The organism is Bacteroides intestinalis (assembly GCF_003464595.1).
Classification (GTDB): domain Bacteria; phylum Bacteroidota; class Bacteroidia; order Bacteroidales; family Bacteroidaceae; genus Bacteroides; species Bacteroides intestinalis_A.
The window spans coordinates 66,323-92,225 of the sequence record NZ_QRZF01000007.1 but is presented as its reverse complement, the minus strand read 5'-3'; the positions used below and the strand labels follow the sequence as shown (position 1 = coordinate 92,225).

Below are 25,903 nucleotides of genomic sequence, written 5' to 3'. Positions count from 1 at the left end.
TTTTGATTGGCAACGCTATTTTTTTGTCGTATCTTTGTCGCCGCGATGAAGAAATTTGTAGATGTCATATTGCCTTTGCCTTTGCCCCGTTGCTTCACCTATTCGCTGCCTGAAGAATGGGCGGATGAGGTACAGATGGGCTGCCGGGTAGTAGTTCCGTTCGGACGAAAGAAATACTATACAGCAATAGTGCGTAATGTGCATTATTGTGAACCGACGGATTATGAGGTAAAAGAAGTCTCTACATTACTGGATGCCCGCCCGATTCTATTGCCGGAACAATTCAAGTTCTGGGAGTGGCTGGCTGATTACTATCTCTGTACACAAGGGGATGTTTATAAAGCTGCTTTGCCTTCCGGCTTGAAACTGGAAAGTGAGACGATGGTAGAATACAATCCGGATTTCGAATCAGAGGTCCGTCTGCCGGAACGGGAACAGAAAATATTGGATTTACTTTCTGCAGAACCCGAACAGTGTGTCACCAAGTTGGAAAAAGACAGTGGATTCAAGAATATACTTCCTGTTATCAAATCTTTGTTGGATAAGGAGGCTATCTTTGTGAAAGAAGAACTGCGCCGGACTTATAAACCCAAGACTGAAACGCGCGTAAGGCTGACAGACGAGATGCGGAATGAAAAACGTCTGCAGGAACTCTTTGATGAACTGGCACGTGCTCCAAAGCAACTGGATTTACTGATGAAATACATTGAACTCTCCGGCATTCTGGGAGGAGACGGTCTGAAGAGTTTCCCTAAAGAAGTCACGAAGAAAGAGCTTTTGTTGCGGGCATCTGCTTCGCCGGCAGTGTTTAATGGTTTGGTAGATAAGCATATCTTTGAAGTCTATCAACAGGAAATAGGACGACTGCACGCTGTTGTGCGCGATACTCTTCCCATCAATCCGTTGAATGAACATCAACAGGCGGCACACGATGAGATTGTGCAATGCTTTCAATCCAAAAATGTATGCTTGCTGCATGGTGTGACTGCCAGTGGAAAAACAGAAATCTATATACACTTGATTGAAGAAGCCATCCGGCAAGGAAAACAGGTATTGTATCTTTTGCCGGAAATAGCTCTTACCACTCAGATAACAGAGCGTCTGCAGCGGGTGTTTGGAGATCGTTTGGGAATTTATCATTCTAAGTTTCCCGATGCAGAACGCGTAGAGATCTGGCAAAAGCAACTGACGGAAAAAGGATATGATATTATTCTGGGAGTCCGTTCCTCTGTTTTCTTGCCTTTCCGCAATCTGGGGTTGGTGATTGTGGATGAGGAACATGAGAATACCTATAAACAACAAGACCCTGCTCCCCGCTATCATGCCCGGAATGCAGCGATTATACTGGCATCTATGTATGGCGCCAAGACTTTGCTGGGTACGGCAACCCCTTCTATTGAGACGTGGCATAATGCCTCTTCCGGAAAGTATGGACTGGTGGAGCTGAAAGAGCGGTATAAAGAAATACAGTTGCCGGAGATTATCCCGGTGGACATATACGAATTGCATCGCAAAAAACGTATGAACGGACCGTTTTCTCCATTGCTACTTCAATATATTCATGAAACTCTGGCTCAAAAAGAACAGGTTATCTTGTTCCAGAACCGGCGTGGCTTTGCCCCGATGATTGAATGTAATACATGTGGATGGGTGCCGAAGTGCAAGAACTGCGATGTGAGCCTGACGTTTCATAAAGGATTGAATCAGTTGACTTGCCATTATTGCGGTTATACATATCAGCTGCCCCGTGCATGCCCTGCTTGTGAAGGGACCGACTTGCGAAATCGAGGGTTTGGAACAGAGAAGATAGAAGATGATATCAAAGCTTTGTTTCCGGAAGCTACTGTTGCACGCATGGATCTGGATACTACCCGTACCCGTTCAGCTTACGAACGTATCATTGCAGATTTCGAACAAGGGAAAACTGATATATTGATAGGCACGCAAATGGTTTCTAAAGGATTGGACTTTGACCATGTCAGCGTGGTAGGTATCCTGAATGCAGATACCATGTTGAATTATCCGGATTTCCGTTCGTACGAACGTGCTTTCCAACTGATGGCGCAGGTTTCCGGACGTGCCGGACGAAAGAATAAGCGGGGACGTGTTATTTTGCAGACGAAGAGTATCGATCACCCTATTATAGAGCAGGTCATTCACAATGACTTTGAACAAATGGTAGCCGGACAACTTGCTGAGCGACAGATATTTCACTATCCACCATATTACCGCTTGGTATATGTTTATCTGAAAAACCGCAACGAGCAACTGCTTGACTTGATGGCACAGACCATGTCAGGCAAGTTGCGTGCAGTCTTTGGTAACCGTGTGCTGGGACCGGATAAGCCGCCTGTTGCCCGGATACAAACCTTATTTATCCGGAAGATTATTGTCAAGATAGAGTATAATGCTCCGATGACTCGCGCCCGTGAACTGCTGGTGCAGGTTCAGAAAGAGATGGTGTCGGAGGATCGTTTTAAATCTTTGATCGTCTATTACGATGTAGATCCGATGTAGGGGCTACTCTTTGGTTCCCTGCAAAATACCGGAATCTGTATCCATATTCTGAATTCTCTTATTGGTACTTTTGTATTGTCGTCCGAAGTTCAGGTTGAAGTTAAGTTTGACAACGATGGTATTTGACATGTTCGTACTGTGTATATCCGATTTTACAGGATTCAGTGCAGACCAGTTCTCATTCTCTGAGCGGTAAGTTTTCATAAATGGATTGTGTATTCCTGCCATAATAGACCATGCCGGCTGCTTATAACCTATCATAAGTGTATGCATCAGATCGCCTTTCAACAATTGTTCACCGTATACATACCGGTTGGGTGGAGTGATAGTCATAAAGCTCAGAAGCCAGTTTTTATAGGAAGCATCCAGGTTAATACGCAATTCTTTCAAGGTATAGGTGTGCAGGTAATTGTTTCCTGTACTTATATACCGGTTAATTCCCGGTGTAACAGAAAGGCTGATATGATCTTTCCAGAGCTTTATCTTGAATGTGATTTCCGCTGCCAGATGTTGGAAGGACTTCTGGTTTTCATAAGTGCGGATGAACATGCCTTCTTCATAAATCACAGATTCCATGATGGGATTCTTCTCGTATGCATAGCTCACCAGTGCATCAATGCTGCAAATCCCTGTACTGAATACTGCATTAAAATCCTGAATCGTACTGCGGAATGATTTTAAGTCCGGGTTGCCCCTACGCGTTTGTAGGATGTCGATTCTTTGTTCCACATCATTTAGATAGGCTATGGAAGGGGCATTGTTTTTCAGATTGATATGATAGCGGAAATGCAGATTATCCACAGGATTATAAGATACTAAGAGAGAAGGTTGGAGGTCATATCTTTCACTATGGTTATCTCTCTGGCTATAGTAGAAACGGTTGAATGATAGATTTGCCATGTATCCCCAATTCTGAATTTTACCTTTATACTCGGCATAAGCATAACTTTCCGCTTGTTTAAGAAGGACGTCCATCACATCTTCTCCTTCATATCGGTTGTCTGTATAAGATTGCATATGTCTGAGGCCTCCCGTTAGTGCTCCTTGCCCTAATTTTTTCTCATAAATACCTTCGGCTATCAGCGAATACTTCTTTCCGGCAATATCGGAATATAACTCTGTATTGGCGATGCCTTCCTGGTTCTCCTGATAAATGCGTGTATTGCTGCTCTTGATATACGTGCCGACAAGATTGAATATGAGTCGCTGGTCATTCTTTAGATTTTGCTGATAGTATAGATCGAGGGATGGCAAGTGGTTCCGTTCTTTGGTGTGGTCGTAGATGGATACCGGAATGTCTGAATCAGACGTATAGAGCTTACTCTTTCGGTCTTCATATCCGGCAGGATTATCTTGCAGGGTATATCTGAATTGTGCATTAAAGAGATATTTTCCTTTCTCCTGTAGGCTGTAGTTCAGGCTGGAAGTTAACAACTTCTTATTGAACAGCGTTGGTTCTCCGGTTTCCAGGCGATGAAGTTCCTTGTCGGGGAAGATGAAGCGTTCGTCATACTCACGTGTCCAGTCTCCTTTGCGTTGTATATACCGCACGTTGGCTGAGATTTCAGACTTTCCGTAGTTATATCTTCCGGAAATCATATCGTCAATAGAAGTACGGTTGCTGCTGAGGCTGTGGATGGCACCGCCGCTGATGCTACCCCCTGTCTTTTTATTTTTGGTTATATAATCTATCACGGCGGCAGCGTTTCCGTAGCGTGCTCCCGGAGTATCGTGATATTCTATGCGAAGAATATCTTCGGGACTGAGAGAGGATATCTCTGTATAAGTAACCTGAACACCGTTAATCCGTAATTGTACTTCTCCGTTGCCGGAAGTGGTTATTTCGCCCGACATAATGTCAACTGTGACTCGGGGAAGTTGTAATTTGCCTAATAAGTCTATGCCACTGGACGACATTTTTAGTTGATTCTGGGTCGGAAGAATTACTTTCCGGTCACCTTTTTCAATGACAGACCGTGCCTGGATGGTTACTTCATCCAGAGCGATAGCCATGACTCCGGTAGAATCTTTAGCAATGAGTTGGGCATAGGAGGGGCTGGCCATACACAGTAGTATGGTCAAAATTGACACTATTGTTTTCATAAATATTTGTGGGAATAGCTGTTACCCGGTGGGTAAACAGAGAGTTAAAAACTGAGGTTAGTAATTTAGAAGATCGTTATACAGTCCTTTCAGCCGTTTGCGAAGATGAATGACGGCATAATGTTTTCGTGATAATAAAGTGTTGACTGATATTCCGGTGGCACTGGCAACTTCTTTGGCTGACAATCCTTCCATTTCCAATAGTTCGAATGCTTCCCGTTGTTCGGGTGGTAGCTCGGCAAGAGCTGTTTCAAGCTCTTGCCAAACGAGTGACCGCATATATTCTATTTCCGGAGTAGGCGGGGCATCGCTGAACAGCACTTCTGAGAACTCACTCAGTACATTGTCTTCTTTATCATAGCTCGAAACCGGCAGTTCTTCTTCCTGCATTTTCTTGCCTTTATTGATAATGGTATTTCGTGCTACGCGATATAGCCATGCTGTAACCTGCTCGATAGGATTGAAAGTGCTTTCAATGGTTTTCACCAACTGATACAACACGTCTTGCAGAATGTCTTCGGCATCTTCTTTAGTGGAAACCCGCTTGCGGATAAATGCTTTCAAGCGGGGTTGATTTTCTGCAATCAGTTCTTCCAAACTGTTGTCTTTGCCAGTCAGATTATTCATTCTCTTTGGGAGTTTCGCTACCGTTGTCTCTATCAAAGTTTCTTTCATTGAAGAATCCGTCTCTTCCGAAAGGACCGCCAAATCCGAATTTCTTTCTTTTATTAATAAAATCCTTGCGTTCTTCCGGAGACATCTTCTCCCATTTAGCACGGAACGGGTTACCCTCTTTACCACCGGGCATTCCTCTACGACCGGGAAAACCTCCTCTGCCCGGGAATCCTCCAAAGAGAATGCGTGCAAGTACAAACAATGCCAGAGCTTGCCAGAAGTTGATGGCTGCCAGTCCTAAGACTCCGGGTACTACGAAATTCCATAATAGCATGACTATTGCTCCAAATGCCGCAATGGCTAATACCCAAAACAAAGATATAATAAAAAATCTTTTTTTCATGATGTTCTAATTTTTATGATTTACATATTGCTTTGAAAACGTTCTCTGTATATGCTGACAACTGAGAAGAAGAAATATTTTAAGAGAATGCAAAAAAAACTTCTATATTTGCATTTTTAAATAAAAAATGTGCTTATGAAGCCTTGTAGAATACTTTTTGTCTGTTTAGGTAATATTTGCCGTTCTTCCTCTGCGGAAGGTGTGATGAAGCATTTGGTTTCAGAAGCCGGACTGGAAGATCAGTTTGTGATAGACTCTGCCGGTATCTTGTCCTATCATCAGGGGGAATTACCTGATAGTCGGATGCGTGCCCATGCTACTCGTCGCGGTTACGAGCTCACACATCGTTCGCGCCCCGTGCGAACGGAAGATTTCTATAATTTCGATTTGATTATCGGGATGGACGACCGGAATATTGATGACTTGAAAGATCGTGCCCCTTCTCCGGAAGAATGGAAGAAGATACACCGTATGACGGAATACTGTACCCGCTTTACGCATGCCGACCACGTGCCCGATCCATATTATGGTGGAGCCGAAGGGTTTGAGTATGTGCTCGATCTATTGGAGGATGCTTGCGCAGGATTGTTAGAGCGTATTTCGCAAAGCAACTAATACTAATCCTTTTCTTAGTAATAGATAGATGCCGGAGCTGCGGATGTTAATTCGTTCCCTTATGGAGAACATTGCGTCCCCTTATGGAGGAACGCAATGTTCTCTATAGGGGGACGCAATGTTCCTTATGGTGGGACGAATTAACGTTGGTATAGAGAAGCTTTCCGCTATGCCTTATTGATTAATACTGTCGGTTGCATCGATCCCTAAAGATTGTAGCAGGAGCGCCAACTCTTTTGCAGATTTGAGAGGCATCCATCCCAATAAATAACGTTGGTAGCAGAAGTTCTTATCTATCAGTTCTATAAATACCCGTGGCTGTTTGGAAGAGAATATGCAGAAGTTCAACTTGCGTATCTCATTGTAAGGTAATACCCGTTTGGAAAAACGGTTGCTTAAGACCAGACCCTCATGCTCGGTTCGAATGCTATGACACTTATAGAGAAGATAATAGAGAACAATAGGAAAGCATATCACATAGGTAGTCAGAGCAAAATACTTGGCGATATCTTTTACCAAGTATTCGCCTGTAGGCTCTTGTAATAAGACTTTTAGCATTACATATCCTAAGACAAGCAAAACTGCTGTATAGAAAACGTCGAATAGTATATTCCAGATACTCCAATAGCTCTTTTCCGGTACTGTTACTGCCTGTTTTGCTTGTGGAGTATAATTGCTGAAAGGTATCTGTTTATCCAATAAATAATGGAGAACTTCCGTACCAGTTTTGTTTGGACGGAGCATTTTTGTTTTTCCGGACCGCAATTGCAAGATCAGAATTGAAGGACCTACCCGGAATTTATAATTCTGCATAAAGCAGAAGCTTTGGATAGCTTCCGGATTTATCTTCTTTCTGGAAAAGTACTGCTCAGCTTTGCGCTTTTCCGTTTCATTTTGAGTGTAATCCATAGCGCTTACTTAGTGAAAAATCTGTTTATCTTGATAGAATCTCTTATCTTCATTCAGGCTGCATGTAGCGTCTACACCTGCACTTTGCAGTGTCTCAGCAATGTCATTCAGTGTTCGCCGGGATACCCTGCCTATGTAGTAAAGACGATAGTGATAATCTTTATCCAATATTTCCATCACATGCGTGAAAGCCTGTTCGCGTGCAAAGTCAAAGTTGACTTTAAGTATCTTTTCGTAGGGATACACTATCTCACGCCCTACGCTATATATCCTGAGACTTTTATTGTCTACCTTCAAATAGCAGAAGCGTGTCATCAGCATGTGCATGAAGTAGATACTCATACCGAACGAAATGATGCCCAGAATATATGCCCACCAACTTCCGAATGCAACAGCCTGATATCCCAATATCATGAACGTGATGAAAAGCACAAAGAAATAAAACATATAGAGTGACGGGCGCTGATAGGTAGTCGCCGGAATTTCCGCCGCTGTCCGTTCCCGCGAGATAGAATTATCAAAAGGTATGTTCTGCGAGACCAAATAGCGGATAATAGAAGATGGCTTCTGGAACGGGCGAACATAAAAAGCCTTTTGGCTACCCTGTTTCAGGTGTAATGTCAAGATGCCCGCACCATATTTATCTTTGACCTTCAGATTGCTTTTGCGTGGAACCTCGCGAAAACGCTTCATGAAACTGAAACTCTGGATGTCATGCAGCCGGACGCCTTTGTGTTGCAGAAGGCTGTCGGTACGTTTCTGGTCTTGGGCAGTTGCTTTCATATTTCTTATTTTTTAAGTTCGGGATAGCTGATACGGGTATGGTAAATCGTTTTCAATTTTTCTTTAAAAACTGATTTTACGGTGGCGATATCCTTGAAGGTGATAGGGCATTCTTTGAAGTAACCTTCTTCTACTTGCGAATCAATAATCTTGTCCACCAGGTTATTGATACTATCTTCTGTATATTCGGGCAAACTGCGGGAGGCGGCTTCCACAGCATCTGCCATCATTAAGATAGCTGTCTCACGAGTGAATGGATTCGGGCCCGGGTAAGTGAATAATTCTTCGTTCGGTTCTTCGTCCGGGTGTTCATTTTTCCAGGAAATATAGAAATACTTCGTTTTTCCCCTGCCGTGGTGAGTACTGATAAAGTCTTTTATCACTTTAGGCAAGTTGTTCTTCTCAGCCAGTTTCAGTCCATCCGTCACATGGCTGATGATGACCTGTGCACTTTGTTCATAACTGAGATTTTTGTGCGGATTGACACCTCCCGATTGGTTTTCAGTAAAGAATACCGGATTTTCCATCTTGCCGATGTCATGATATAAAGCGCCGGTACGTACTAACTGGCTCTTTGCCCCAATACGGTTGGCAGCTTCTGCTGCAAGGTTGGCCACTTGCATGGAGTGCTGGAAAGTACCCGGAACTGTTTCGGACAAGCGACGCAGCAACGGACTGTTGATATTGGAAAGTTCTACCAGGGTAACGTTGGAAGTAAATCCGAAAGTCTTCTCCAATAAGAATAAAAGCGGATAAGTAAACAATAGAAGTACTCCATTCACTGTGAAGTAGGTATACATGCTTCCATTCAGTTTCGACAAGTCGTTCTCAGTAATCAACTCAAATGAGAAATAAAGTGCAGCATAAGTAAGTATCACCAGTAGGGCTGTGCGGAAAAGTTGCGAACGCTGTGATAATTCCCGCAGGCTGAATATGGCAACCAGACCGGCGGCCAGTTGCAGGAGTATGAACTCATGCGGATAGCGTAAACAAATGGAGCATATCAGTATAGTGACTACCTGTGTGAGGAATGCCGTACGTGAGTCGAGGAATACACGGATAATGACCGGTAGCATCGCATAGGGAATAATGTAAACATTGTAGATGTTATTTGCTACCATGAGGGCCGTTACCACACTATAAAACATGATCAGTGTAAAGAGTAGGGACAGGCTGCCCTTACGTTCATAATAGTCTTTGCGAAACAAATCGAGATAAAGCATGAAGCACAGAATAAAGATACCGACAAACAGTGTTTGCCCAGTTAGTATCAAGCGTTTCTGTCCCAGTGACTCACTACGCTGAATAGATTCTTTCCGTAGGCTTTCAAGAATATTATAAGTTTCCTGATCTATAATTTCTCCCCGGTCTATGATCTTCTGTCCGCTTACAACTATGCCATTTGCCCAGGCATAATTATCGAGGGTTTCTTTCTTGGCTGTTTCCGTACGCTGTTCATCGTATGACAGATTCGGATACAGATATTCGTTGAGAGAACACTGTCGTAAAATAAAAGGTGAGTAGTGTGCAGTGTCTGCAGTAAGCAGATAGGTATAGGCATCTTTTACGGAAAACAGTTGTTCGGTGCTTCGTTGGTTGGCAAGTTTATCATCAATTACCATAATGGCAGTGGTGCTGTCTTGCCGTAGTTGGTCGAGTCCCTCTGTAGAAAGTATGCCCGCCTTATAAATTTCCGACAATCTTTTTTCCAGATAACGCATGTAGTCGGAAGAGGGAACAATGTCACGCAGATGGCTTTGATAATCTGCTTTCAACTTACTGATAGCAGTCTTCTCTATACTTTTATCTAATTGATAATAAGGCTGGAAAGCAGCAAGAATACTGTCCTGCTCCCGTTTCACAACTGCATCGTCCTTATAGATAGGGAAATCGAATGTAGCCATAAGTTGTCCATATTTCCACGGCTTATCAATATCGAACTGATAATTAAATTTGCCGTCACGCGGCAGGAAGTATACAATAATAGCTACCGTGCCGATAAATATGAGTACTTTATACAGCAAATCTCTATAAGAAAAGCTTTTTTTAGTCTTGGTTTTATTCATATCGGTTGAATTTTTTGCGAAAAGTACAAAAAAAAACATTAGTGTGGAAAAAAAGGTTTAATTTTGCCGTCTAATTATCTCATAAGTAATGCAAAATATGACAGAAAGAAGAGTCAGAGTTCGATTTGCCCCAAGTCCTACAGGGGCGTTGCACATTGGTGGTGTGCGTACAGCATTATACAATTATCTTTTTGCACGCCAACATGGGGGTGATATGATTTTCCGTATCGAAGATACTGATAGTAACCGTTTTGTGCCGGGTGCAGAAGAATATATATTGGAATCTTTCAAATGGTTGGGCATCCCGTTCGATGAGGGAGTCAGCTTTGGTGGAGAGCATGGACCGTACCGCCAGTCCGAACGCCGTGAAATATACAAGAAGTATGTGAAAGTATTATTGGATGCAGGTAAGGCTTATATTGCTTTTGATACTCCCGAGGAGTTGGAGGCAAAGCGTACTGAAATAGCCAATTTCCAATATGATGCTTCTACCCGTATGCAAATGCGTAATTCACTGACACTTTCTAAAGAAGAAGTAGATGCATTGATTGCCGAGGGTAAGCAGTACGTGGTTCGTTTTAAGATAGAACCCAATGAAGACGTGCATGTAAACGACTTGATCCGGGGTGAAGTGATAATTAATTCTTCGATTCTGGATGATAAGGTACTTTATAAATCAGCAGATGAGCTTCCGACCTATCACCTGGCAAATATTGTAGACGACCATTTGATGGAGGTTTCCCATGTGATTCGTGGTGAAGAATGGTTGCCCTCTGCACCGTTGCACGTGTTGTTGTACCGTGCTTTTGGTTGGGAAGATACAATGCCGGCCTTTGCCCACCTGCCTCTGCTGCTGAAGCCGGAAGGTAATGGTAAGTTGAGCAAGCGTGACGGTGACCGTCTTGGTTTTCCCGTATTCCCATTGGAATGGCATGACCCCAAAACAGGTGAAGTGTCTTCCGGATACCGTGAATCGGGTTATCTGCCTGAGGCAGTGATTAATTTCCTGGCTTTGCTGGGTTGGAATCCGGGTAACGATCAGGAACTCATGTCTATGGATGAACTGATAAAACTGTTCGACCTGAGCCATTGCAGTAAATCCGGTGCTAAGTTTGATTATAAGAAAGGAATCTGGTTCAACCATGAATATATATTGTTGAAGCCGGATACGGAAATAGCAGAACTTTTTGTTCCGGTTCTGAAAGAACAGGGCGTGGAAGCTCCGTTTGAGAAAGTGGTAACTGTAGTAGGCATGATGAAGAATCGCGTAAGCTTTGTGCGCGAACTTTGGGAAGCATCCAGTTTCTTCTTTATAGCTCCGACCGAATATGACGAAAAGACTGTGAAGAAACGCTGGAAAGAAGATTCTGCCCAGTGCATGACTGAATTAATGGAAGTATTGGCAGGTATCGAGGACTTCGGCATCGAAAACCAGGAAAAGATTGTAATGGACTGGATTGCAGAAAAAGGATACCATACCGGAAATATAATGAATGCTTTTCGCCTGACGCTGGTAGGCGAGGGGAAAGGCCCGCATATGTTCGACATCTCTTGGGTGCTGGGCAAAGAAGAGACACTGGCGCGTATGAAACGAGCAATTGAGGTACTAAAATAAAATTGAAACCCAAGCTGAAGAAAGTATGTTTTACGACCTTGCGATAGGTATCTATGACCTTCTGGTGCATCTGGCGGCTCCTTTTAGCCGTAAACCCCGTAAAATGATGAAAGGGCATTGGGTGGTGTATGAACTTCTCAGACAGCAATTGGAAAAGGATGTGCGCTACATCTGGTTTCATGCGGCTTCCTTGGGCGAGTTTGAACAAGGGCGTCCTCTGATAGAGAAAATTCGTGCCAAATATCCTGATTATGGTATATTGCTGACATTCTTCTCTCCTTCCGGATATGAAGTACGTAAGAATTATCGTGGGGCGGATGTGGTATGTTACCTGCCGTTTGATAAACCTCGGAATGTGAAGAAATTCCTGGATATAGCGAATCCTTGCATGGCTTTCTTCATCAAATATGAGTTCTGGAAGAATTATCTGGATGAATTGCATAAACGTCGTATTCCGGTATATAGTGTTTCGTCTATATTCCGTCGCGGACAGGTTTTCTTTAAGTGGTATGGAGGGACTTATCGCCACGTATTACGTAATTTCGATCATTTGTTTGTGCAGAATGAACGTTCTAAACGCTATTTGGGTAAGATCGGTATCAATCGCGTGACGGTAGTTGGTGATACACGCTTCGACAGGGTTTTGCAGATACGTGAGGAGGCCAAGGAATTGCCTTTGGTAAAGCTCTTTAAGAATGATACGATGACTTTTGTTGCCGGTAGTTCCTGGCAACCGGATGAAGATCTGTTTATCGAATATTTCAATAATCACCCGGAAGTAAAACTTATAATAGCTCCGCATGTGATAGATGAAAATCACCTGGTAGAGATAATCCGGAAATTGAAACGTCCGTATGTGCGCTATACTCGTGCGGACGAAAAGAATGTGCTGAAAGCTGATTGTCTGATTATCGATTGTTTCGGTTTACTGTCCTCTATCTATCGATATGGTGAGATAGCCTATGTAGGTGGCGGTTTTGGAGTGGGTATTCATAACACATTAGAAGCGGCTGTCTATGGAATTCCGGTTATATTCGGACCTAAATATCAGAAATTTATGGAAGCCACACAACTGATAGAAGCGAAGGGGGCTTTCTCCATTAAGAATTACGAGGAATTGAAAGAATTGCTCGACCGGATGCTGACAGATGATATATTCTTGCGTGAGACAGGAACGAATGCCGGATATTATGTCACTAGTAACGCTGGAGCTACGGATAAAATATTGAGTATGATTAATTTCTAAGAAATAGATATAAATAGAAAGCGGGCAGATAGATTCCTATCTGCCCGCTTTCTATTTATATCTATCTGTCGTTTTTTTACTCTTTATACCAATTAGAATACATCAGATAGTTATGTGCAATCTTCTGATTCAACTCTTTAGCCTGTGCCGGATCTACTTTTTTGATGAATTTTGCAGGGACACCACCCCAGATGCTTCCCGGTTCGATGACCGTGTTGCTCAAAACCAGTGAGCCGGCAGCAACAATAGCGCCTTCACCCACAATAGCGTGGTCGAGAATGGTAGAACCCATGCCTACCAATGCATAATCTTTAATGGTAGCTCCATGAATGGTGACGTTGTGCCCTACAGAAACGTGATCGCCTATTTCAATGGTTGATTTTTCATATAAGGTGTGCAGCACGCTTCCGTCTTGTATATTGACCCCGTTTCCGATACGGATGGAGTTTACGTCTCCGCGCAGTACGGTGCTGAACCAAATGCTGCAATCACGTCCCATTTTTACATCTCCGATGATGGCTGCATTGTCCGCTAAAAAACAGTTCTCTCCAAATTCAGGAGTGAAACCTCTGACTGATTTGATTAATGCCATTTTGTATACTGGTTACTATTTAGTGGTTATAATTTACTTGTTGCTTCCTTCAACCATGCCTGTTCTTCTTTGTTCAGGCTTGGCGATAATTTCTCATATACAGTTTGATGATAGCTGTTGAGCCATGCGATTTCTTCGGTAGTGAGCAGTTCTTTAATAATTCCCTTTTTACAGATAGGGCAAAGGGTTACGGTCTCGAATTGTAGATAGTTGCCGAACATTCCTTCTCCGGCAGGAACTACCAGAACTAGATTTTCTGTCCGGATTCCATGACTTCCTGCTTTGTATACGCCCGGTTCGTTGGATGTCAGCATACCCAGTTGCAGGGGTACCGGGTTTTCATTCATTCGGATACTTTGAGGTCCTTCGTGTACATTCAGGAAATGGCCTACACCATGTCCTGTACCATGCAAGAAGTTCATTCCCCGTTGCCATATCGGCATACGTGCCAGTACATCCAGTTGGGCTCCGCGTGTACCAACAGGGAATTTAGCCATTGCCAGTGCGATGTGCCCTTTTAATATTAATGTATAGTCTGTTTTCTCTTCTTCGGTTAGTTTACCTAAGGCGATCGTGCGTGTAATATCTGTGGTTCCGTCCAGATATTGTGCGCCGGAATCTAATAGCAGAAAACCTTCAGGCTTTAGAGAAACATCTGTTTCGGGAGTCGCTTCGTAATGTACGATTGCCCCATGTTCTTTGTACCCTGCAATGGTGTCAAAGCTTTCTCCCCTGTATAAATCTTGTTCGGCACGGAAGTTATGCAGCTTTTTGTCTATACTTATCTCGGTCTCTTTGCCGGTGGGGACTGCCTCTTCCAGCCACTTCAGGAATTTAACCAGAGCTACTCCGTCCCGTTGCATTGCTGCGTGTATTCCGGCTATTTCCTGTTCGTTACGAATTGCTTTCAGCAGAGTAACCGGGGAAGCACCATGAATGATTCTGCAATTGGGGTTGACAGCCGAATACATGGCGTAATTTGTTTTAGCCGGGTTAATGAGCAGGCTATCCACATTTATCCGGTTGAGGTATGTTTCCACTTCTTCATAAGGGTGCAGACTTACTCCTATTTCTTTTAGATAGTCGGTAACCTCAGGGGTAATCTTTTGTGGTTGGATGAAAAAGTGTGTATGTTGTTCTTCAATCAATAGGTAGCTGACAACTACAGGATTGCAATGTACATCACTGCCGCGTAGGTTAAGTGTCCATGCAATTTCGTCCAGAGCCGACAGGAATAATGCTTTGGCATTGCACTTTTTCAACTCTTCCCGGATAATGGAAATTTTTTCTGTGCTGCTTTTTCCTGCATATTTTGTTTCATGGATAAAGGCTGGATCTTCCGGCATTGGCGGTCGGTCAGCCCATAATTGCTCTAACGGATCTGAAATACTTTTCAGCCGTATCCGGTGTTTCTGTAATTTAACTCTCATGTCCTCCACAGCTTCTGCAGAAAACATTTTCCCATCAATACCTACGGTGTCACCGGGAGCTAATTGCATACTTAAAAACGTGGAGATACTGGGTGTTTCAGGAAGCATTTCTTTGTATAACTCTATTTCAGTATCTTCCAACTGTTGGGCAGCTTGGAGGAAATAGCGGGAATCAGTCCATAATCCTGCCTTAGTGGTAGTAACGACAACGGTTCCTGCGGAACCTGTAAAACCAGAAATCCATTCCCGGGATTTCCAGTGAGGAGCAACATATTCACTCAGATGCGGGTCCGTACTCGGAATAATAAAGGCCTGTATGCCCTCTTGACTGAACAAAGCCCGTAAGGCTTGTATCCGATTGTTTATTGTCTGGCTCATATACTATTTATATATAGGTATAACATTCATCCCTCAAAGATACTCACTTTCTTTGAATATCTTTTGCCGGTTACTGTACTTTATCCGTTGATAAGAGGAAACCAATGCCTTTTTTAACGCACAGACCATACCAACGCCGTACCAACACCGTACCAACACTGTGTCAACTCCGTACCAACTCCAAACATATAGACATGGAGCAGATACGGATCAGACACGGATTGGATATGGGACGGGTATTATTCCGGCCAACATCTTTTGCTGATATATGTCCTGTGTGTCTGCTTTTCCTCTGGGGCTGAGAGTTTTCTTGTTGAGATAATCTTTCTTCTTTTTATAGAATTTTTGGCGGAAAGTTTTGTGGATAAAGAAACTATGTGTAATTTTGCCGCTCAATTTAATCGTGAGATTTTTAAACCATTAACATTTTAATAAAAAGAAAATGATTGTAGTACCTGTAAAAGAAGGCGAAAACATTGAGAAAGCGCTGAAGAAATTTAAAAGAAAATTCGAGAAAACTGGTATCGTTAAGGAATTAAGAAGCAGACAGCAGTTTGACAAACCGTCTGTGGTTAACAGACTTAAGAAAGAACGTGCAGTTTACGTACAAAAACTTCAGCAAGTAGAAGATTAATAATTCGTAATTTCCTTTGAATTATTGAATTCTTTTCATACATTCGTTGCATGATTTTTGATGTAGCGATATATGTGGTTGACAGACTCTTTTCTTGACTATCTTCAGTACGAACGGAATTACTCCGAAGAGACTATAAAGTCTTATCGGGAAGATTTGCGTCAGTTTGAAGAGTTTGCGAGAGAAGAAATTGGAGATTCGGCTCCATCGGAAGTAAAGGCTGAACTTGTTCGCGAATGGATTGTTTCCTTAATGGACAGGGGATATACTTCTACTTCAATAAACCGGAAGCTAAGTTCGCTCAGGTCATTTTATAAATTCCTTTTAAGGAAGGGTGAAGTGGCTGTGAATCCATTGCAAAAGATAACGGGACCTAAAAATAAGAAACCGTTACCTGCTTTTCTTCGGGAGAGTGATATGGATAGGTTGTTGGATGAGGTGGATTTCGGTGAAGGCTTTAAAGGGTGTCGTGATCATATGATTATTGAGATGTTTTATGCCACGGGCGTGAGACTTTCAGAATTGATAGGATTGGACAATAAAGATGTAGATTTCTCTTCTTCACTTATCAAAGTGACGGGGAAACGAAATAAACAGCGTTTGATACCTTTTGGCGAAGAGTTGAAAATAGCAATGACGGAGTATGTCGATGTTAGAAATGAAGCAGTTCCGATTCGGACGGATGCATTTTTTGTCCGGGAGAATGGAGAACGTCTTTCTCGCAGTATTGTTGAAAATCTAGTGAAACGAAACCTGTCAAAGGTAGTAACGTTGAAGAAACGTAGTCCTCATGTGTTGAGGCATACTTTTGCTACGACTATGCTGAATCATGATGCAGAACTCGGAGCTATAAAAGAACTTCTCGGTCACGAGAGTTTGGCGACTACGGAGGTTTATACGCATACTACTTTTGAAGAACTTAAAAAAGTGTATAACCTGGCTCATCCTCGAGCCTAAAAGTAAGGAGGTAAGTATGGAAGTAAGAATTCAATCAATTCACTTTGACGCGTCAGAGCAGTTGCAAGTCTTTATTCAGAAGAAAGTTGCAAAGTTGGAGAAGTATTACGATGATATAAAGAAAGTAGAGGTGTCATTAAAGGTAGTTAAACCAGAAACCGCAGAAAATAAAGAAGCCGGCGTAAAGGTGATTGTGCCTAACGGCGATTTTTACGCAAGCAAGATCTGTGATACGTTTGAAGAGGCGATCGATTTGAGTGTCGAAGCCGTAGAAAAACAGTTGGTTAAGTACAAGGAAAAACAACGGAGCAAATAAAATTTCGCTAAAATTTTGCGGAAAAGAAATAAATGCCTAAATTTGCAGCCGTTTCGCTCGCACTAGAACGTAACGGTTGCATTTTTTGAGTAATTGCCTCTTTAGCTCAGCTGGCCAGAGCACGTGATTTGTAATCTCGGGGTCGTTGGTTCGAATCCGACAAGAGGCTCAAAAAAACAATAAGGAAAAAAGAGTTCTTTATTTAACTGTAAGGGCAAATACCAGAGTGGCCAAATGGGGCAGACTGTAAATCTGCTGGCTTACGCCTTCGGTGGTTCGAATCCATCTTTGCCCACACCTCTTTTCTCCTTGCTGTTATAGCTCAGCGGTAGAGCACTTCCTTGGTAAGGAAGAGGTCCCGGGTTCAAGTCCCGGTAACAGCTCATGAATATGTAAATGCTGATTATTAATCAAATAAATAACAAGTAAAGCTATGGCTAAAGAGAAATTCGAACGTAAAAAACCGCACGTAAACATCGGTACAATCGGTCACGTTGACCACGGTAAAACCACGTTAACAGCTGCTATCACTACAGTGTTGGCAAAGAAAGGTCTTTCAGAAGTTAAATCTTTCGATCAGATCGATAATGCTCCTGAAGAAAAGGAAAGAGGTATTACTATCAATACTTCACACGTAGAGTATGAAACTGCTAACCGTCACTATGCTCACGTAGACTGTCCGGGTCACGCCGACTACGTAAAGAACATGGTAACTGGTGCTGCTCAGATGGACGGTGCTATCATCGTAGTTGCTGCTACTGATGGTCCGATGCCTCAGACTCGTGAGCACATCCTGTTGGCTCGTCAGGTAAACGTACCGAAGCTTGTTGTATTTATGAACAAGTGCGATATGGTTGATGACGAAGAAATGTTGGAACTCGTTGAAATGGAAATGCGCGAACTGTTGGCTGCATACGAATTCGACGGTGACAATACTCCTATCATCCGTGGTTCTGCTCTTGGTGCATTGAATGGCGTAGAAAAATGGGAAGATAAAGTTATGGAGCTGATGGATGCTGTTGATACTTGGATTCCGCTGCCTCCGCGTGATGTTGATAAACCGTTCTTGATGCCGGTTGAAGACGTATTCTCTATTACTGGTCGTGGTACTGTTGCTACTGGTCGTATCGAAGCTGGTATCATCCACGTAGGTGATGAAGTTGAAATCCTCGGTCTGGGTGAAGATAAGAAATCTGTTGTAACTGGTGTTGAAATGTTCCGCAAATTGCTGGATCAGGGTGAAGCTGGTGATAACGTAGGTTTGTTGCTTCGTGGTATCGATAAAGAATCTATCAAACGTGGTATGGTTCTTTGTAAACCGGGTCAGATTAAACCTCACTCTAAATTCAAAGCTTCTATCTATGTTTTGAAGAAAGAAGAAGGTGGTCGTCATACTCCGTTCCACAACAAATACCGTCCTCAATTCTATCTGCGTACTATGGACTGTACAGGTGAAATCACTCTTCCGGAAGGAACTGAAATGGTAATGCCTGGTGATAACGTAGAAATCAACGTAGAATTGATCTATCCGGTAGCTCTGAACGTAGGTTTGCGTTTCGCTATCCGCGAAGGTGGTCGTACGGTAGGTTCAGGTCAGATTACTGAAATTCTTGACTAATTACCAAATATCTTAATCAGTTCCCGGTGTATATCGGGAACTGATTATGTTCACACGGGAGTAGCTCAGTTGGTAGAGCACCGGTCTCCAAAACCGGGTGTCGGGAGTTCGAGCCTCTCCTCCCGTGCTAATATTTTTGAAATGAAGAAGATTGTAGCTTATATTAAAGAAACTTACGACGAACTTGTACATAAAGTATCGTGGCCTACGTATTCTGAACTTACTAACAGTGCAGTAGTTGTTTTATATGCTTCCCTGCTTATTGCATTGGTAGTATTTGCGATGGACTTCTGTTTCCAGAACGTAATGGAGAAAATTATTTATCCACACTAAAAACGAGGGAAAATGTCTGAGATTGAAAAGAAATGGTACGTCCTGCGTGCTATTAGCGGAAAAGAAGCTAAGGTGAAGGAATACCTTGAAGCTGATATTAAAAACAGCGACCTTGGTGATTATGTATCTCAGGTATTGATTCCTACCGAAAAGGTTTATCAGGTTCGCAATGGAAAGAAAATTGTGAAAGAGAGAAGTTATCTCCCTGGTTACGTTTTGGTGGAGGCAGCTCTGGTTGGTGAGGTAGCTCACCACTTGAGAAATACTCCTAATGTGATTGGATTCTTAGGTGGATCGGATAAACCTGTTCCCCTGAGACAATCGGAAGTGAATCGTATACTTGGTACGGTGGACGAGCTGCAGGATGCTACTGAAGAGCTTAGCATCCCGTATGTAGTCGGTGAAACTGTGAAAGTAAATTACGGCCCGTTCAGTGGATTCAGTGGAATCATTGAAGAAGTGAACACCGAGAAGAAGAAACTCAAGGTTATGGTAAAGATATTCGGACGGAAAACTCCGCTCGAATTAGGCTTTATGCAAGTTGAAAAAGAATAATACAGGTGTTACGCTGTAGTGTTCTTTGATTAATGTTTATATATAAATCAATAAAAAAATGGCTAAAGAAGTTGCTGGACTAATCAAATTACAGATTAAAGGAGGCGCGGCAAATCCATCACCTCCCGTAGGACCTGCTTTGGGTTCAAAGGGTATTAACATCATGGAGTTTTGCAAGCAATTCAACGCCAGAACCCAAGACAAAGCAGGAAAAATTCTTCCTGTGATTATCACTTACTACGCAGATAAGTCTTTCGATTTTGTAATCAAGACTCCTCCCGTTGCTATTCAATTGCTTGAAGTAGCTAAGGTAAAGAGTGGTTCTGCTGAGCCTAACCGTAAGAAAGTTGCCGAGATTACTTGGGAACAGGTTCGTACGATTGCTCAGGACAAATTGGTGGACTTGAACTGTTTCACTGTAGAAGCTGCCATGACAATGGTTGCTGGTACAGCTAGAAGTATGGGTATCGCTGTAAAAGGGGAGTTCCCGGTTAATAACTAATAAACTTCAATTAGAATGGGTAAACTGACAAAAAAACAAAAGTTGGCTGCAGAAAAAATTGAAGCAGGGAAAGCATACTCACTGAAAGAAGCTGCATCTTTGGTAAAGGAAATCACCTATACTAAGTTTGATGCTTCACTGGATATCGACGTGCGTTTGGGCGTTGACCCGCGTAAGGCGAACCAGATGGTGAGAGGTGTTGTATCACTTCCTCACGGTACTGGTAAAGTTGTACGCGTTTTGGTGCTTTGTACACCGGATGCTGAAGCTGCTGCAAAAGAAGCCGGAGCTGACTACGTTGGTCTTGACGAATATATTGAAAAGATCAAAGGTGGATGGACAGATGTGGATGTAATCATCACTATGCCGTCTATCATGGGTAAAATTGGTGCACTCGGTCGTGTGCTCGGTCCTCGTGGATTGATGCCTAACCCGAAGAGTGGTACTGTAACTATGGATGTTGCTAAAGCTGTAAGAGAAGTAAAACAAGGTAAGATCGACTTTAAAGTTGATAAGAGTGGTATTGTTCATACTTCTATCGGTAAAGTTTCATTTGGCGTTGATCAAATTCGTGATAATGCGAAGGAATTCATCTCTACTTTGAATAAATTGAAACCGACTGCAGCCAAGGGTACATATATTAAGAGTATTTATCTTTCTAGCACAATGAGTGCAGGTATCAAGATTGACCCGAAATCAGTAGAAGAAATCTAATAAAACGGAGTAATAATGAGAAAGGAAGATAAAAGTACGATTATTGAGCAGATTGCTGCTACAGTAAAGGAATATAGTCACTTCTATTTGATAGACATCACTGCGATGAACGCTGCTGCTACAAGCGCGTTGAGAAGAGAATGTTTCAAATCAGACATCAAATTGATGCTGATTAAGAATACATTGCTTCACAAAGCATTGGAAAGTCTGGAAGAAGATTATTCTCCGCTTTATGGTTGCTTGAAAGGTACTACAGCTATTATGTTCTGTAATACTGCCAACTTACCTGCTAAGTTGATCAAAGCAAAAGCTAAAGACGGTATTCCCGGACTGAAAGCTGCATATGCAGAAGAAAGCTTCTATGTTGGTGCTGACCAGTTGGATGCTCTCGTTAGTATTAAGAGTAAGAATGAAGTTATTGCCGATATCGTTGCTTTGTTGCAATCACCGGCCAAGAATGTTATTTCTGCTCTCCAATCAGGTGGAAACACCATTCACGGAGTTCTCAAAACTCTTGGTGAACGTACCGAAGCGTAAAAATGGGAAAGGTGTCACGACCTTGGGAGTAACGTCCCGAATAAATTTTTCATAAACAAATTAGTAATTAAATAATTAAAATCATACAAAAATGGCAGATTTGAAAGCTTTTGCAGAACAATTAGTTAACTTGACAGTAAAAGAAGTTAATGAACTTGCAACTATCCTTAAAGAAGAATATGGTATTGAACCTGCTGCTGCAGCTGTAGCTGTTGCTGCTGGTCCTGCAGCTGGTGGTGCTGCTGCCGCTGAAGAAAAGACTTCTTTTGATGTAGTATTGAAGAGCGCTGGTGCAGCTAAACTTCAGGTTGTTAAGGCCGTGAAGGAAGCTTGTGGTCTTGGCTTGAAGGAAGCTAAGGACATGGTAGACGGTGCTCCTAGCGTAGTTAAAGAAGGTTTGGCTAAAGACGAAGCAGAATCATTGAAGAAAACATTGGAAGAAGCTGGAGCTGAAGTTGAACTTAAATAACATTAGCCTGTAAATCAGGTAATTCGGTTAAGAACCCTTCTGAAGAGGGTTCTTAACCTTTTTGTGTATATATTTAAAATTAAGTTCTACAAATCCATTAACAGATGTCTTCAAATACTGTAAACCAAAGAATTAATTTTGCTTCGACTAAAAATCCACTTGAATATCCGGATTTTTTGGAAGTACAATTGAAGTCATTCAAAGACTTTTTACAACTGGATACCCCACCCGAAAAGCGTAAGAACGAGGGACTGTATAAAGTATTTGCTGAAAACTTCCCCATTGCCGATACAAGAAACAATTTTGTTCTTGAGTTTTTGGACTACTATATTGATCCGCCGCGTTATACTATTGATGATTGTATAGAGCGAGGGCTTACTTATAGTGTGCCTTTGAAAGCAAAATTGAAATTATACTGTACAGATCCCGATCATGAGGATTTTGATACCGTTATTCAGGACGTATTCCTTGGTCCTATTCCTTATATGACGGATAAGGCGACTTTCGTCATCAACGGTGCGGAACGTGTGGTTGTATCTCAGCTTCACCGTTCTCCAGGCGTATTCTTCGGTCAGAGCGTACATGCTAATGGTACCAAACTTTATTCTGCCCGTATCATTCCGTTCAAAGGTTCATGGATTGAGTTTGCTACTGATATTAACAATGTCATGTATGCGTACATTGACCGTAAGAAGAAGTTACCCGTTACTACTTTGCTGAGAGCTATCGGTTTTGAGAATGATAAGGATATTCTTGAAATTTTCAATTTGGCCGAAGACATTAAAGTCAATAAGACAAATCTCAAAAAAGTGCTGGGACGTAAGTTAGCGGCTCGTGTATTGAAAACATGGATTGAGGATTTTGTAGACGAAGATACCGGTGAAGTTGTTTCTATTGAGCGTAATGAGGTTGTTATAGACCGTGAAACAGTTATCGAACCGGAACATGTTGACATTATTTTAGAGTCAGGCGTTCAAAATATTCTTGTTCACAAGGAAGAACCGAATCAATCTGACTACTCTATCATATATAATACGCTTCAGAAAGACCCGAGTAACTCGGAAAAAGAAGCGGTACTGTATATCTATCGTCAGTTGCGCAATGCAGACCCTGCCGATGATGCCAGTGCACGTGAAGTTATCAACAATCTGTTCTTCTCTGAAAAGAGATATGACTTGGGGGATGTAGGTCGTTACAGAATCAACAAGAAGTTGAACCTGACGACTGATATGGACGTGCGCGTCCTGACCAAGGAAGATATCATTGAGATTATCAAGTATCTGATTGAGTTGATTAACTCAAAAGCTGATGTGGATGATATTGACCACTTGAGTAACCGTCGTGTGCGTACTGTAGGTGAGCAATTGTCTAACCAGTTTGCAATTGGTTTGGCTCGTATGTCACGTACGATCCGTGAGCGTATGAATGTGCGCGATAATGAAGTGTTTACTCCGATTGACTTGATTAATGCCAAGACTATTTCTTCCGTGATCAACTCATTCTTCGGAACAAATGCTTTGTCCCAGTTTATGGACCAGACGAATCCGTTGGCTGAAATTACGCATAAACGTCGTATGTCTGCCCTTGGTCCTGGTGGTCTGTCGCGTGAGCGTGCCGGATTTGAGGTACGTGACGTTCACTATACTCACTATGGTCGTCTTTGTCCGATTGAAACACCGGAAGGTCCGAACATTGGTTTGATCTCTTCTTTGTGTGTGTTCGCTAAGATTAATGTGCTTGGTTTCATTGAAACTCCGTATCGTAAGGTTGAAAATGGTAAGGTAGACCTTTCTGATGCAGGTTTGGCATATTTGACTGCGGAAGAAGAAGAAGCTAAGATTATTGCCCAGGGTAATGCCCCGTTGAATGATGATGGCACTTTCATTCGTGATAAAGTAAAGGCCCGCCAAGATGCTGACTATCCGGTTGTAACGCCGGATGAAGTAGAATTGATGGACGTTTCTCCTCAGCAGATTGCTTCTATTGCTGCATCTTTGATTCCTTTCTTGGAACATGATGATGCTAACCGTGCATTGATGGGTTCAAACATGATGCGCCAGGCAGTTCCTTTGTTGAAGAGCGAAGCTCCTATTGTAGGTACAGGTATCGAACGTCAGTTGGTACGCGATTCTCGGACACAGATTACTGCTGAAGGTGATGGTGTGATTGACTTTGTGGATGCCACTACTATCCGTATTTTGTACGATCGTACGGAAGACGAAGAATTTGTAAGTTTCGAACCGGCTTTGAAGGAATATCGTATTCCGAAATGGCGTCGTACGAACCAGAATATGACGATTGACCTTCGCCCTATTTGTGAAATTGGCCAGCGTGTAACGAAAGGCCAGATTCTGACAGAAGGTTATTCTACAGAAAAAGGTGAGTTGGCTTTGGGTAAAAACCTGTTGGTTGCTTACATGCCGTGGAAGGGTTATAACTATGAGGATGCTATCGTGTTGAACGAACGTGTAGTTCGTGAAGATATATTGACCTCAATTCATGTAGAAGAATATTCACTGGAGGTTCGTGAAACGAAACGTGGTATGGAAGAATTGACTTCCGATATTCCGAATGTGAGTGAAGAAGCTACTAAAGATTTGGACGAAAATGGTATCGTACGTGTGGGGGCTCGCATCCAACCGGGTGATATTTTGATTGGTAAGATTACACCGAAAGGTGAGTCTGATCCGTCGCCGGAAGAAAAATTGCTTCGTGCAATATTCGGTGATAAGGCAGGTGATGTAAAAGATGCTTCTTTGAAAGCTTCTCCTTCTTTGAAGGGTGTTGTTATCGACAAGCGTTTGTTCTCACGCGTAATCAAGAGCCGTAGTTCCAAATTGGCAGATAAGGCTTTGTTGCCGAAGATTGATGATGAATTCGATGCAAAAGTTGCTGATTTAAGAGGTGTCTTGATCAGAAAGCTGTTGAAGTTGACAGAAAATTATGTATCGGAGGGTGTGAAAGATTATATGGGCGCTGATATTATTTCAAAAGGTGCCAAATTCTCTCCTTCTGATTTCGGTGATCTGGACTTTACTTCAATTCAGTTGAGTAACTGGACGAATGATGACCGCATCAACGGCATGATTCGTGATTTGGTGATGAACTTCATCAAGAAATATAAGGAACTGGATGCCGAACTGAAACGTAAGAAGTTTGCTATCACTATTGGTGATGAACTTCCTGCTGGTATCATTCAGATGGCGAAAGTGTATATCGCTAAGAAACGTAAGATTGGTGTAGGTGATAAGATGGCTGGTCGTCACGGTAACAAGGGTATTGTTTCCCGTGTTGTCCGTCAGGAAGATATGCCGTTCCTCGCTGATGGTACTCCGGTAGATATTGTATTGAATCCGTTGGGTGTGCCTTCTCGTATGAACATCGGTCAGATATTCGAGGCTGTATTAGGTCGTGCCGGTAAGAATTTGGGTGTTAAGTTTGCAACTCCTATTTTTGATGGTGCTACATTGGATGACTTGAATGAGTGGACTGACAAGGCTGGTTTGCCACGTTATGGTAAGACTAAATTGTATGATGGTGGTACGGGCGAGCCGTTTGACCAGCATGCTACGGTTGGTGTTACCTATATGTTGAAGTTGGGGCACATGGTTGAAGATAAGATGCATGCACGTTCTATCGGTCCGTACTCTCTGATTACTCAACAGCCGTTAGGTGGTAAGGCACAATTCGGTGGTCAGCGTTTCGGAGAAATGGAGGTTTGGGCGCTTGAGGCATTCGGTGCTGCGCACATCTTACAGGAAATTTTGACTATCAAATCTGATGACGTTGTAGGCCGTTCTAAAGCTTATGAAGCAATTGTGAAGGGTGAACCGATGCCGCAACCTGGTATTCCTGAATCACTCAATGTATTGTTGCATGAGTTGAGAGGTCTGGGCCTTAGCATCAATCTGGAATAAATCTATAATTAATAGTTGGGAGTGATAATCTATTTGCTCTCAACTATTAATTCTCAATATTCAATTGTCAATTTTCAAT

At 42.5% G+C, this 25,903-nt stretch carries 23 protein-coding genes and 4 tRNA genes; 19 read left to right on the top strand and 8 right to left on the bottom strand.

Features of this window, described 5'->3' with window-relative positions:
* The first annotated feature begins 45 nt into the window (after positions 1–45).
* On the top strand, positions 46–2,517 hold the full coding sequence (gene priA / locus DWW10_RS12005; RefSeq protein WP_022391511.1) for a replication restart helicase PriA: 2,472 nt from the start codon (positions 46–48) through the stop codon (positions 2,515–2,517).
* A gap of 3 nt (positions 2,518–2,520) precedes the next feature.
* On the opposite strand, the gene DWW10_RS12000 is transcribed toward priA, so the two are convergent.
* From DWW10_RS12000 to DWW10_RS11990, 3 genes are read right to left on the bottom strand one after another with little or no spacing between them, the layout of a single operon-like run.
* A complete protein-coding gene (locus tag DWW10_RS12000; protein WP_259320474.1) occupies positions 2,521–4,620 on the bottom strand; it encodes a TonB-dependent receptor plug domain-containing protein in 2,100 nt (699 codons plus the stop codon).
* A 57-nt stretch (positions 4,621–4,677) separates the two neighbouring features.
* Positions 4,678–5,247: an RNA polymerase sigma factor gene (locus tag DWW10_RS11995; RefSeq protein ID WP_022391513.1), complete on the bottom strand. Its 570-nt coding sequence runs from the start codon at positions 5,245–5,247 to the stop codon at positions 4,678–4,680.
* Positions 5,240–5,638 carry a hypothetical protein gene (locus tag DWW10_RS11990; RefSeq protein ID WP_022391514.1) on the bottom strand — a complete coding sequence of 133 codons (399 nt, stop codon included), beginning with the start codon at positions 5,636–5,638 and terminating at the stop codon, positions 5,240–5,242. Before DWW10_RS11990 ends, DWW10_RS11995 begins: the two co-directional genes overlap by 8 nt.
* Positions 5,639–5,773: 135 nt before the next feature.
* Between DWW10_RS11990 and DWW10_RS11985 the strand changes: the two genes are divergently transcribed.
* Complete coding sequence (locus DWW10_RS11985) at positions 5,774–6,253, top strand: low molecular weight protein-tyrosine-phosphatase (protein ID WP_022391515.1); 480 nt, start codon at positions 5,774–5,776, stop codon at positions 6,251–6,253.
* A gap of 174 nt (positions 6,254–6,427) precedes the next feature.
* On the opposite strand, the gene DWW10_RS11980 is transcribed toward DWW10_RS11985, so the two are convergent.
* From DWW10_RS11980 to DWW10_RS11970, 3 genes are read right to left on the bottom strand one after another with little or no spacing between them, the layout of a single operon-like run.
* Positions 6,428–7,162 carry a hypothetical protein gene (locus DWW10_RS11980; protein WP_022391516.1) on the bottom strand — a complete coding sequence of 245 codons (735 nt, stop codon included), beginning with the start codon at positions 7,160–7,162 and terminating at the stop codon, positions 6,428–6,430.
* A 9-nt stretch (positions 7,163–7,171) separates the two neighbouring features.
* Positions 7,172–7,945: a hypothetical protein gene (locus tag DWW10_RS11975; protein ID WP_022391517.1), complete on the bottom strand. Its 774-nt coding sequence runs from the start codon at positions 7,943–7,945 to the stop codon at positions 7,172–7,174.
* Positions 7,946–7,950: 5 nt separating this feature from the next.
* Entirely contained in the window at positions 7,951–10,011 is a 2,061-nt protein-coding gene (locus tag DWW10_RS11970) for an HD family phosphohydrolase (RefSeq protein ID WP_022391518.1), read from the bottom strand.
* A gap of 97 nt (positions 10,012–10,108) precedes the next feature.
* Between DWW10_RS11970 and gltX the strand changes: the two genes are divergently transcribed.
* Complete coding sequence (gltX, locus tag DWW10_RS11965) at positions 10,109–11,626, top strand: glutamate--tRNA ligase (protein ID WP_022391519.1); 1,518 nt, start codon at positions 10,109–10,111, stop codon at positions 11,624–11,626.
* A gap of 25 nt (positions 11,627–11,651) precedes the next feature.
* Entirely contained in the window at positions 11,652–12,872 is a 1,221-nt protein-coding gene (locus DWW10_RS11960) for a 3-deoxy-D-manno-octulosonic acid transferase (protein WP_022391520.1), read from the top strand.
* A 76-nt stretch (positions 12,873–12,948) separates the two neighbouring features.
* Here the strand turns inward: DWW10_RS11960 and DWW10_RS11955 are convergent, their stop codons facing one another.
* Positions 12,949–13,464 (bottom strand): gamma carbonic anhydrase family protein, encoded by a 516-nt coding sequence (locus DWW10_RS11955; RefSeq protein ID WP_007662112.1) that lies wholly within the window; start codon positions 13,462–13,464, stop codon positions 12,949–12,951.
* A 26-nt stretch (positions 13,465–13,490) separates the two neighbouring features.
* On the bottom strand, positions 13,491–15,272 hold the full coding sequence (locus tag DWW10_RS11950; protein ID WP_022391521.1) for an aminopeptidase P family protein: 1,782 nt from the start codon (positions 15,270–15,272) through the stop codon (positions 13,491–13,493).
* A gap of 442 nt (positions 15,273–15,714) precedes the next feature.
* Here DWW10_RS11950 and rpsU point away from each other — a divergent pair, with 442 nt between their 5' ends.
* From rpsU to rpoB, 15 genes are all read left to right on the top strand, one after another.
* A complete protein-coding gene (gene rpsU, locus DWW10_RS11945; RefSeq protein ID WP_007662115.1) occupies positions 15,715–15,906 on the top strand; it encodes a 30S ribosomal protein S21 in 192 nt (63 codons plus the stop codon).
* A 72-nt stretch (positions 15,907–15,978) separates the two neighbouring features.
* Positions 15,979–16,863, top strand: a complete 885-nt coding sequence (xerC, locus tag DWW10_RS11940; RefSeq protein ID WP_022391522.1) for a tyrosine recombinase XerC — start codon at positions 15,979–15,981, stop codon at positions 16,861–16,863.
* A 16-nt stretch (positions 16,864–16,879) separates the two neighbouring features.
* Positions 16,880–17,179, top strand: a complete 300-nt coding sequence (gene hpf, locus DWW10_RS11935) for a ribosome hibernation-promoting factor, HPF/YfiA family (protein WP_007662117.1) — start codon at positions 16,880–16,882, stop codon at positions 17,177–17,179.
* Positions 17,180–17,274: 95 nt separating this feature from the next.
* A tRNA-Thr gene (locus DWW10_RS11930) sits at positions 17,275–17,348 on the top strand.
* Between the two features lie 43 nt (positions 17,349–17,391).
* A tRNA-Tyr gene (locus DWW10_RS11925) sits at positions 17,392–17,474 on the top strand.
* Positions 17,475–17,490: 16 nt separating this feature from the next.
* A tRNA-Thr gene (locus tag DWW10_RS11920) sits at positions 17,491–17,562 on the top strand.
* A 50-nt stretch (positions 17,563–17,612) separates the two neighbouring features.
* Positions 17,613–18,797 carry an elongation factor Tu gene (gene tuf / locus DWW10_RS11915; protein WP_118421706.1) on the top strand — a complete coding sequence of 395 codons (1,185 nt, stop codon included), beginning with the start codon at positions 17,613–17,615 and terminating at the stop codon, positions 18,795–18,797.
* Positions 18,798–18,851: 54 nt separating this feature from the next.
* Positions 18,852–18,924 (top strand) — tRNA-Trp (locus DWW10_RS11910).
* A 14-nt stretch (positions 18,925–18,938) separates the two neighbouring features.
* The gene (gene secE / locus DWW10_RS11905) at positions 18,939–19,130 is read left to right on the top strand and encodes a preprotein translocase subunit SecE (protein ID WP_007662120.1); all 192 of its coding nucleotides are present in this window, start codon (positions 18,939–18,941) and stop codon (positions 19,128–19,130) included.
* A gap of 12 nt (positions 19,131–19,142) precedes the next feature.
* Positions 19,143–19,685 (top strand): transcription termination/antitermination protein NusG, encoded by a 543-nt coding sequence (gene nusG, locus DWW10_RS11900; RefSeq protein WP_007662121.1) that lies wholly within the window; start codon positions 19,143–19,145, stop codon positions 19,683–19,685.
* 58 nt (positions 19,686–19,743) lie between these two features.
* Positions 19,744–20,187 (top strand): 50S ribosomal protein L11, encoded by a 444-nt coding sequence (gene rplK / locus DWW10_RS11895; protein ID WP_118421707.1) that lies wholly within the window; start codon positions 19,744–19,746, stop codon positions 20,185–20,187.
* Between the two features lie 15 nt (positions 20,188–20,202).
* Positions 20,203–20,901, top strand: coding sequence for a 50S ribosomal protein L1 (rplA, locus tag DWW10_RS11890; RefSeq protein ID WP_007662125.1), 699 nt, complete (start codon positions 20,203–20,205; stop codon positions 20,899–20,901).
* Positions 20,902–20,916: 15 nt separating this feature from the next.
* Positions 20,917–21,438 (top strand): 50S ribosomal protein L10, encoded by a 522-nt coding sequence (gene rplJ, locus DWW10_RS11885; RefSeq protein ID WP_009132584.1) that lies wholly within the window; start codon positions 20,917–20,919, stop codon positions 21,436–21,438.
* Between the two features lie 91 nt (positions 21,439–21,529).
* Positions 21,530–21,907, top strand: coding sequence for a 50S ribosomal protein L7/L12 (gene rplL, locus DWW10_RS11880; protein WP_007662129.1), 378 nt, complete (start codon positions 21,530–21,532; stop codon positions 21,905–21,907).
* Between the two features lie 104 nt (positions 21,908–22,011).
* Positions 22,012–25,824, top strand: a complete 3,813-nt coding sequence (gene rpoB / locus DWW10_RS11875) for a DNA-directed RNA polymerase subunit beta (RefSeq protein ID WP_118421708.1) — start codon at positions 22,012–22,014, stop codon at positions 25,822–25,824.
* Positions 25,825–25,903: the final 79 nt, after the last annotated feature.